Origin of the sequence: uncultured Amnibacterium sp., assembly GCF_964244015.1 — a bacterium.
Lineage (GTDB): Bacteria > Actinomycetota > Actinomycetes > Actinomycetales > Microbacteriaceae > Amnibacterium.
The window spans coordinates 1-9,453 of sequence record NZ_CAXTHO010000115.1 but is presented as its reverse complement, the minus strand read 5'-3'; the positions used below and the strand labels follow the sequence as shown (position 1 = coordinate 9,453).

Sequence of the window (9,453 nt, the reverse complement as noted above, 5' to 3'; positions counted from 1 at the left end):
AGGTCGTCGAGGCGCACGCCGAGTCATCCTGCCCGGTGCCGTCCCTGCCGCGACGTAGTGTTTCGGGCGTGATCGACGCCGCGCTGATGAGCCTCGCGCCGGACCTGCTCGACTACCACGAGGGCTGGGCGCTGCAGCGCCGGGTCCATGCCGAGGTCGTCGCAGGGATCCGCGCGGATTCCCTGATCCTCTGCGAGCACGAGGCCGTCTACACGGCCGGCAAGCGGACATCGCCCGACGAGCGGCCGGTGGACGGCACCCCCGTGGTCGACGTCGACCGCGGCGGCAAGATCACCTGGCACGGGCCCGGGCAGCTGACCGGCTACCCGATCCTGCGGCTGCCGGACCGGCACGAGGTCGTCGCGTTCGTGCGCGATCTCGAGGCGATGATGATCGACGTCGCCGCCCGCTTCGGCGTGACCGGCGAGCGGGTGGAGGGACGCAGCGGCGTCTGGGTCCGCACCCCGATGGGGTGGGACAAGATCGGCGCGATCGGCCTCCGGGTCGAGCAGGGGGTCACGATGCACGGGTTCGCACTGAACTGCAGCAACGACCTCGCGCCCTACGACCGCATCGTCGCCTGCGGCATCCGGGACGCCGGCGTCACGACGCTCTCTGCGCTGACCGGCCGCACGATCACCCCGGCCGACGCGGCGCAGGTCGTGCTCGAGCACTTCCAGCACGGCGTGCTCGGCCTCGCCCGCGAACGGGTCGCGGCATGAGCAGCGTCGTCCGTCTCCCCTCCACCGGCCTCAGCCCCGAGCAGGAGGCGACCCAGTCGGGGCACCGCCGCATGCTGCGGCTGGAGGCGCGGAACGCCGAGGTGCCGATCGAACGGAAGCCGGCATGGATCCGGACGACGTTGAAGCAGGGCCCGGAGTTCCAGGCGCTGCGCTCCCTCGTGAAGGAGGAGGGCCTCCACACGGTCTGCCAGGAGGCGGGCTGCCCGAACATCTCCGAGTGCTGGGAGGACCGCGAGGCGACCTTCCTCATCGGCGGCTCGCAGTGCACCCGCCGGTGCGACTTCTGCCAGATCGACACCGGCAAACCCGCCGACTACGACACCGACGAACCGCGCCGTGTCGCCGAGTCCGTCGTCCGCATGCGCCTGCGCTACGCGACCGTCACCGGCGTCGCCCGCGACGACCTGCCCGACGAGGGCGCCTGGCTGCACGCGGAGACCGTTCGCGCCATCCACGAGGCCACCCCCGGCACCGGGGTCGAGATCCTGGCCACCGACTTCTCCGGCAACCCCGACCTGCTGCAGGTCGTCTTCGAGTCGCGGCCCGAGGTCTTCGCGCACAACGTCGAGACCGTGCCGCGGATCTTCAAGCGCATCCGCCCGGCGTTCCGGTACGAGCGATCGCTCGGCGTGCTGACGCAGGCGCGCGACGCCGGGCTCGTCACGAAGTCGAACCTCATCCTGGGCATGGGCGAGACGCCGCAGGAGGTGCTGCAGGCGCTCGAGGACCTCCACTCGGCCGGCACCGACATCATCACGCTGACGCAGTACCTGAGGCCGACGCCGCGGCACCTGCCCGTCGCGCGCTGGGTCACCCCGACGGAGTTCGAGGACTTCAAGACCGCCGCGGAGGAGATCGGGTTCCTCGGCGTCCTCGCCGGACCGCTCGTGCGCTCCTCCTACCGCGCCGGCCGCCTCTACGCCCAATCGATGGCCGCGAAGGGCCGCGCGCTGCCGGAGGCGCTGCTGCACCTGACCGACCCGACCCTCGGCTTCGCGCAGGCCGTCGGCTGACCCCTGTCCCGCCCCTGAGTGACTCTCCCGCCTGCACCGGCGGGCGGGAGAGTCACGCAGAGGCGGGGTGGCAGCGCGCGGTCGGGCATCCGCGGGAGGCTGGCGGCCATGGTCACGATCCTGCCGTTCGACGGCGTGCTGCCCCAGATCGATCCCTCGGCGTTCATCGCGCCCACCGCGACGCTCATCGGGCGGGTGCGCGTGGAGGCGGACGCGGTCGTCATGTTCGGCGCCGTGCTGCGCGGCGATCGGGACGCGATCGTGCTCGGGCGCGGCAGCAACCTGCAGGACAACGTCGTCGTGCACTGCGACCCGGGCTCACCGGCGACAATCGGCGCCGGCGTGAGCGTCGGGCACGGCGCGGTCGTGCACGGCTCGACCATCGGCGATGACGTCCTGATCGGGATGAACGCGACCGTCCTGAACGGCGCGGTCATCGGCGCCGGGTCGCTCGTCGCCGGTGGCGCGGTCGTGCTGGAGGGGACGCAGGTGCCGGCCCGCTCGCTCGTGGCGGGCGTGCCCGCGAAGGTGCGGCGGGAGATCACGGACGACGAGCTGGAGCGGATCCGCCGCAACGCCGCGACCTACCGAACGCTCGGCGAGGCGTACCGCGCCTGAGCATTCGCGGATCCGGAGAAATCCGGCGACACCCCGCCGAACACGCATGCGGCGCGGGGTGTCGCTCAAGATCTCCGGATCCGCGAATGAAGAGGGGTCAGCCGACGAGGCCCTGCGCGAAGACGTGGGGGGTGAAGCCGGTCAGGTCCTGGATGCGCTCGCCCTGGCCGATCAGCTTGATCGGGATGCCCGTCTCCTCCTGCACCCGCAGGACGAATCCGCCCTTCGCGGAGCCGTCGAGCTTCGTGACGACGAGGCCGGTGACGCCCGCGGACTCGATGAACGCCTGCGCCTGCAGCACGCCGTTCTGGCCCGTCGTCGCGTCGAGCACGAGCAGGACCTCGGCGATCGGCGTCAGCTTCTCGATCACGCGCCGCACCTTGCCCAGCTCGTCCATCAGCCCACCCTTGGTGTGCAGGCGGCCGGCGGTGTCGATCAGCACGATCTCGGTGCCGGTCCGCTGGGCGTACTCGATGGTCTGGTAGGCGACGGAGGCGGGGTCCTGGCCCGGGTGCTGGGGCCGCACGACGGCGGCACCGGCGCGCTCGGCCCAGGTCGCGACCTGCTCGACCGCTGCGGCGCGGAAGGTGTCGGCCGCGCCGACGACCACGGTGCGGCCGTAGTTGCCGACGAACTTCGCGAACTTGCCGATCGTCGTCGTCTTGCCGACCCCGTTGACGCCGACGATCAGCACGACGGCCGGGCGCGCGGTGAGCTTCAGCGTGGGATCGAAGCCCGCGAGGCGCTCCTCCACGTCCTCCCGCAGCATCCGCTGGAGGTCCTTCGGATCGGTCGTGTGGAAGCGGTCGACCTTCTCGCGCAGGTCGGTCAGCATCGACTCGGTGATGTCGGGCCCGAAGTCGGCGCCGATCATCGCGGCCTCGAGGTCGTCCCAGGTGTCCTCGTCGATCGCGCGGACCGCGCCGAACAGGTTCCGCAGCCGTGCCCCGAATCCCGCCACCCGGACAGGCTATGGGCTGCCCGACTCCCGGCCGGCGCCGGGGCCAGCGGGATTATGGTCGGGCGCTCCCGGATCGGAAGGACATCGCATGCCGTTCACCCCCGCCACCACCGTGCTCGGCATCGGGACGATGGGCCTCGGCATGGCGCACTCGCTGCTCCGCGCCGGTATCCCCACCACGGTCTGGAACCGGCACGCGGCGAAGGCGGCGCCGCTGGCGGACGACGGCGCGACCGTCGCCGAGACGCTCGAGGACGCGGTCGGGAACGCGGACGTCGTGATCACGATGCTGTTCGACGTGGATGCGGTCGCCGCGGTGATGGCGGAGGCGATCCCCCTCCTGAAGCCCGGGGCCGTCTGGATCCAGGCCAGCACCGTCGGGCGAACGGGCATCGACCGGCTCGCCGCGATGGCCGAAGGGCCCGGCATCGCCTTCTACGACGCTCCCGTCGTGGGCACGAAGCAGCCAGCGGAGGACGGGAAGCTCACCGTGCTCGCCGCGGGACCCGCCGCCACCCGCGAGATCGCGCAGCCCGTGCTCGACGCGATCGGTGCGAAGACGGTCTGGCTCGGCGATTCGCCGGGTCCGGCCAGCGCGATGAAGCTCGTCGCGAACTCCTGGGTCGCCACCATCACGGCGGGGACCGCGTTCGGTATCGAGCAGGCGAAGGCGTTCGGGCTCGACCCCGCGCAGTTCCTCGAGACGGTCTCCGGCGGTGCCGCCGACAGCCCCTACCTGCAGGCGAAGGGCCGCACGATCATCGAGGACCGCACCGGTGACCCGCAGTTCGCGCTCGACGGGCTCCGCAAGGACCTCGCGCTCATCCGCGCGGCGGACCTCGAGGCCGGGGTGCCGACGACGCTCGTCGATGCGCTGCTCGAGTCCTACGGGACCGCCTCGCAACGCGGCCACGGCGGCGCGGACATCTCCGCGGTCGCCGCGGCGTTCTCCGCGGACCACGGGGAGTGACGGGTGCCGAACAAGCCCGCGTTGAACAAGGACACGAGCGTCTGCATCTCGCTCGCGGGGCGGCCGAGCAACCTCGGCACGCGATTCCACAACTTCCTCTCCGCCGAACTCGAACTCGACTTCCTGTACAAGGCATTCAGCACAGATGATCTGGAGGGGGCAGTGCGCGGTGTGCGCGCACTCGGGATCCGGGGCTGCTCGGTGTCGATGCCGTTCAAGACGGCGATCATCCCGCTGCTCGACCGGATCGAGGATTCGGCCGCGGACATCGATGCCGTGAACACCGTGGTCAACGACGACGGCGTGCTGACGGGATCGAACACCGATGTGGAGGCGGTCGGCACGCTGCTCGTCGAGCACGCCCTGGACCCGTCCTCCCACGTCCTGATCCGCGGCAGCGGCAGCATGGCGTCGGCCGTCTCGGCGGCGTTCGCGCATGCCCGCTTCGAGCGCACCACGCTCTGGGCGAGGAACGCGGAGGCAGGCGCCGCGATCGCGCGACGCGATGGGCACCGGTTCACGGACGTCGAGCCCGACTCGGCGGATGTCCTGGTCAACGTCACGTCCCTCGGGATGGCGGGCGCCGACGAGGGCGAGCTCGCGTTCGATCCCGATCTGATCCGCGGTGCGACCGCCGTGTTCGACGTCGTCGCGCTCCCCTCCCTGACACCGCTCATCCGCGCCGCTCGAGCTGCCGAGCTGCCCGTGATCACCGGTGCCGAGGTGCACGCGCTGCAGGCGGCGCTGCAGTTCGAGCGGTACACCGGCGTCGCACTCACGCGGGATCAGGTCGATCGCGCCCACGCTTTCGCGCGGTCTTCCTGAACGCATTCCCCGAAGGATTCCGGCTCGGATCGAATCGCCTTCGAAATGGAACCCGAACGTGGGATAGGCGTTTATCGGTGGTCGGAATACATTGTCCCTACAGCCGCTACCCGAGTGGGAGTGACCGCGAGGTCGCACCGCACAGCTCGAACGACTGCTCGCTGCGGCCGCCGTCAGCGCGCTGGGCCACCCCGCAACGGCCCCGCGCCGACGGCGGTTGCGGTGGGGACTCCGCCGCTCATGACCGTGCTGCGAGCCGCTGCCCGATCACGTTCGAGATGCCGTCCTGCCGCATCGAGACACCGTAGAGGGCGTCCGCGATCTCCATCGTGCGCTTCTGATGCGTGATCAGGATCAGCTGCGATGCGTCGCGGAGCGACGAGATCACCTCGAGCAGCCGTCCGAGGTTCGCGTCGTCGAGCGCGGCCTCGACCTCGTCGAGGATGTAGAACGGGCTCGGTCTCGCCGTGAAGATCGCGAGCAGGAAGGCGACGGCGGCGAGGGATCGCTCCCCTCCCGACAGCAGCGAGAGCCGCTCGATCTTCTTCCCGGCCGGCCGCACCGCCACCTCGATCCCGGGCTCGTCGCCCGGTCCTCCCGAGCCGCTCGAAGGGCCGTCCGTGAGGGTCAGGCGACCGGTGCCTCCGGGGAAGAGCACGGGGAAGATCCGCTCGAAGGCGGCCTCGGTGTCCGCGTAGGCGCCCGCGAAGATCTCGTGCATCCGCCGATCGAGGTCCGCCACGATCGTCAGCAGGTCGGCCCGGGTGCGGTGCAGATCGGCGAGCTGCTCGCCGAGGAACGTGTGCCGCTGCTCGAGCGCGGCGAACTCCTCGAGCGCCAGCGGGTTGACCCGGCCGAGCCGAGCGAGGCGCCGTTCCGCCGCCGCGAGCCGGCGTTCCTCGTCCGGCCGGTCGAGGCCCTGCACCGCCGCGGCGGCAAGCGCATCGGCGTCGAGCCCGAGGTCGCCGAGCGCACGGTCGCGGACGGTCTGGAGGGAGACCTCCTGCTCGTAGACGCGCATGTCGAGGTCCCGCGCACGGCGGTCGAGCGCGCCGACCTCGCTCCGCGCGGCGATGAGGCGATCCCGTGCGGCGCGGAGGTCGGCGGTGTGCTCGGCGCGATCCCGCTCGGCGAGCGCGAGCGCGGCCTTCGCCTCGGCGACCGAGTCGTCGACGGAGGCCTGCCAGGCCGGCACCTCGGCCAGGACCGCCTCCGCGGCATCGCGCTGCAGCGATCGATCCGCGGCCCGGCGGGCGGCCTGCTCGGCCGCACGGTCTGCGGCCAGCGCGCGGTCCTCGAGGGACCGGAGGCGGGCGCGCTCGGCGTGCAGGCGCTCCTGCAGCGTCCGGGTCTCCAGCCGCGCGGCGACCGCGGCCTCGCGGGCGGCATCGACCGCAGCCCCGAACGGCAGCCGCGCGGCGCCGTTCACCACGGGGCGCTCCTCCGCCCGGGCGGCGGCCACCGTCGCGGCCGCCGCTTCCCGCGCGGCTGCGGTGTCTTCCAGCCGGGTCGTCGCCTCCGCCGACTGGGTGGTCGCCCGGTCGAGCTCCGCCGTGGCCGCGTCCGCCGCTGCGACCAGGCCTGCGCGGCGACGCTCCTCCGCCCGGGCCGCGTCGGAGCGCTCGCGCTCCCGGCGCTGCGCGGCCTCCGACCGGGCGCGCGCCGTCTGCTGTTCGGCTCTCGCATCGCGCTGTCGTGCCCTGGCCGCATCGACCCGCACGGCCAGATCGGCCGCGGCGGTCGCAGCGGCGTCCCGCTCGGCGGTCAGCTCGACGCCCCCGGAGCCGGATCCGGCGGTGCGCAGGCGGGACGCGGTGACGAGCTCCCCCGCCGCCGTCACCGCGACGAGGTCGGAACCCGCCACCGCGGTGTGCGCCGCGTCGAGGTCGTCGACGAGCACCACGCCGCGCAGCAGCGCCAGTACGCCGGACGGCGCTCGGACCGCGTCGACCGCGCGGATCCCGACCGGGACCGGGCCGGCGGGCTCGGACTGCGCGGACGCGGCGACGAGGTCGACCGCGCCGAGCGGCGCGACCGCGGGAGCAGCGGAGGCGGGCTCGTCGACCACGGCTGCGTCGAGCAGCGGACCGAGCACGGCGCCGACTGCGACCCGCCAGGCGGGATCGATGTCCACGACGTCCTGCAGGCGGCGGGCGCCCGGAAGGGCGCCGAGCACCTGCGCCACCGTCGGCGGTGCGGCCGTCGCTGCGCGCAACGCGGCGAGCCGGGCATCGACGGCGCTCTGCTCGCGCTCCAGCGCGTGCAGCGCGGTGCGCGCGGCGTCCAGCGCGGTCGCCGACGCGGCGAGCGCGTCGTGCACCGCGGTGTCGTCACCGGTCGGGCCCTCCGCCTCGGCGGCGGGCGACTCCGCCAGGCCGGCTGACGCTCGGGCGGCGCGGGCCGTGGCCGCCTCGAGCGCTGCTGCTCGGCGTGCGACCTCCGCCTCCGCCGCGGCCTCCCGGGACGCGGCGGCAGCCGCATCGCGTTCGAGTGCGGCGATGGCCCTGTCGTACGCGGCGACCGACGCGGCAGCTGCGGCGATCCCGCGATCGACCTCGTCGAGCGCGCGCTGCGCCGCGCCGAGCGCCTCCTGCGCCGCCGCGGCCTCATCCCGGACCGCCTCCACGCGCTGCTCGAGCGCCACGATCGCCGCCTCCGCGTCCGCCCGCTCGACGGAGGTCGGGCCGGTCGCCGTCGGTGGGGCCTCGTCGGGGGCGAGGAGCGCGACCCGGGTCGCTGCGGTCTGCGCGAGCACCCGGAAGCGCTGCTGCACCCCCTCCAGCTCGACGGAGGTGCGCCGCAGGGCGTCGAGGCCGTCGCCCGCCGCGTCGCGCTCGAGTGCCGCGGTCCGCGACTCCAACGTGCGCTCGCCGTCCTCGGCGATCTGCCGCGCGGTGGCGAGGTCCCGCTGCTCGGCCGTCAGCCCGGCGACCGACGCCGCGAGCCGTGCCGCGTCGTGCGCGAGCAGCCGGGTCCGCGCGTCCCGCACGGCGGCCTGGATCTGACCGGCCTCCCGGGCGATCTCCGCCTGGGCGCCGAGCGGCTTCAGCTGCCGCTGCAGCTCGTCCTTCAGATCCGTGAGGCGCGTGAGGTTGGCCTGCATCGCCTCGAGCTTGCGGAGGGTCCGCTCCCGCCGGCGACGGTGCTTCAGGATGCCGGCGGCCTCCTCGATGAATCCGCGGCGCTCCTCCGGCGTCGCGCGCAGCACCGCGTCCAGCTGGCCCTGCCCGACGATGACGTGCATCTCGCGGCCGAGGCCCGAGTCGGACAGCAGCTCCTGCACGTCGAGCAGGCGAACCGACGACCCGTTGATCGCGTACTCGCTGCGGCCGTCGCGGAACAGGGTGCGGCTGATCGCGACCTCGCTGTACTCGATCGGCAGCGCGCCGTCGCTGTTGTCGATCGTCAGGACGACCTCGGCACGGCCGAGGGGGCCGCGGGTCGTCGTGCCGGCGAAGATCACGTCGGACATCGACCCGCCGCGCAGGTTCTTCGCGCCCTGCTCCCCCATCACCCAGGCGAGCGCGTCGACGACGTTCGACTTGCCGGACCCGTTCGGCCCGACGATGCAGGTGACGCCCGGCTCGAAGGCGAAGGTGGTCGGCTGCGCGAAGGATTTGAAGCCCTTCAGCGTCAGGCTCTTCAGGTGCACTGCGGCGGCTCCCCTCGGCGTTCATTGCCGCGCCGCCGCCCCTGCGGCGCGGCTGTGTCGCTTCGCAGCGCTGGACGCGCTGCGGATTGCAACGAGGGTAGCGATGCGGTCGGACACGCCTCGCGAACGCGATGCTCGGGGTGATCTCGAGGCCCTCGGCCGGTCGGACGGCCGGTCAGGCGCCGAAGCGGCGGAGGAGATCGGCGCGGATCGCCGGGCGGGCTCCGAAGCCGAGCAGGAAGTGCGCCTCGCGCAGCAGCCGATCGGCCCTCGAGCCACGGATGACGCTGCGGCCTCCGTCCTGCGCCGCGAGGGCGGCTGCCGCGCGGACCGCGAGCGCGTTGCAGGCGGCGCGCGCGGCCGGCAGCGCATCGACCGACGCGGCGAGCAGCTCGGCACGGGCGTGCGCGACCTCCTCGACGAGGGCCGCCGAGTCGGCGAAGGCGGCTGCTCGGCCGGCGACACCGAGGGCGAGCGCGCCGTTGCCGGCAAGGCCGGCGGCATCGGCCGCGGCCCACCTCTCCCCCGCCACGGCGTCGATCAGCCGGTCCTCCGGCACCGCGACGCCGTCGAACGTCAGGGTCACCGTGGCGGAGGCGTTCGCGGCGACGAGCGGAGCGGGGTCGGCCCGCATGCCGGGGCCGACGTCGATCAGCGCGGTCGTGATCGAG

The 9,453-nt window shown here is 73.5% G+C and carries 7 protein-coding genes and 1 pseudogene; 5 read left to right on the top strand and 3 right to left on the bottom strand.

Going from position 1 to position 9,453, the window contains the following annotated elements; translation table 11 throughout:
• Positions 1-68: 68 nt before the first annotated feature.
• From lipB to ACFE67_RS12150, 3 genes are all read left to right on the top strand, one after another.
• The gene (gene lipB / locus ACFE67_RS12160; protein ID WP_375407141.1) at positions 69-722 is read left to right on the top strand and encodes a lipoyl(octanoyl) transferase LipB; all 654 of its coding nucleotides are present in this window, start codon (positions 69-71) and stop codon (positions 720-722) included.
• A gap of 71 nt (positions 723-793) precedes the next feature.
• A complete protein-coding gene (gene lipA, locus ACFE67_RS12155; protein WP_375407142.1) occupies positions 794-1,756 on the top strand; it encodes a lipoyl synthase in 963 nt (320 codons plus the stop codon).
• Between the two features lie 108 nt (positions 1,757-1,864).
• A complete protein-coding gene (locus ACFE67_RS12150) occupies positions 1,865-2,374 on the top strand; it encodes a gamma carbonic anhydrase family protein (RefSeq protein WP_375407140.1) in 510 nt (169 codons plus the stop codon).
• Positions 2,375-2,471: 97 nt separating this feature from the next.
• Here the strand turns inward: ACFE67_RS12150 and ftsY are convergent, their stop codons facing one another.
• Positions 2,472-3,335: a signal recognition particle-docking protein FtsY gene (ftsY, locus tag ACFE67_RS12145; RefSeq protein WP_375407139.1), complete on the bottom strand. Its 864-nt coding sequence runs from the start codon at positions 3,333-3,335 to the stop codon at positions 2,472-2,474.
• Between the two features lie 88 nt (positions 3,336-3,423).
• Here ftsY and ACFE67_RS12140 point away from each other — a divergent pair, with 88 nt between their 5' ends.
• Complete coding sequence (locus ACFE67_RS12140; RefSeq protein ID WP_375407138.1) at positions 3,424-4,305, top strand: NAD(P)-dependent oxidoreductase; 882 nt, start codon at positions 3,424-3,426, stop codon at positions 4,303-4,305.
• Positions 4,306-4,308: 3 nt separating this feature from the next.
• The gene (locus ACFE67_RS12135; RefSeq protein ID WP_375407137.1) at positions 4,309-5,130 is read left to right on the top strand and encodes a shikimate 5-dehydrogenase; all 822 of its coding nucleotides are present in this window, start codon (positions 4,309-4,311) and stop codon (positions 5,128-5,130) included.
• Between the two features lie 238 nt (positions 5,131-5,368).
• Here the strand turns inward: ACFE67_RS12135 and smc are convergent, their stop codons facing one another.
• A complete protein-coding gene (gene smc, locus ACFE67_RS12130; RefSeq protein ID WP_375407136.1) occupies positions 5,369-8,782 on the bottom strand; it encodes a chromosome segregation protein SMC in 3,414 nt (1,137 codons plus the stop codon).
• A 175-nt stretch (positions 8,783-8,957) separates the two neighbouring features.
• Positions 8,958-9,453, bottom strand: a pseudogene (locus tag ACFE67_RS12125) (hypothetical protein); the annotation flags it as partial.

Coding starts and splice junctions, on each gene's coding strand:
- lipA (WP_375407142.1), top strand. CDS start 794: ATGCTGCGGCTGGAGGCGCGGAACGCCGAGGTGCCGATCGAACGGAAG.
- ACFE67_RS12150 (WP_375407140.1), top strand. CDS start 1,865: ATGGTCACGATCCTGCCGTTCGACGGCGTGCTGCCCCAGATCGATCCC.
- ACFE67_RS12140 (WP_375407138.1), top strand. CDS start 3,424: ATGCCGTTCACCCCCGCCACCACCGTGCTCGGCATCGGGACGATGGGC.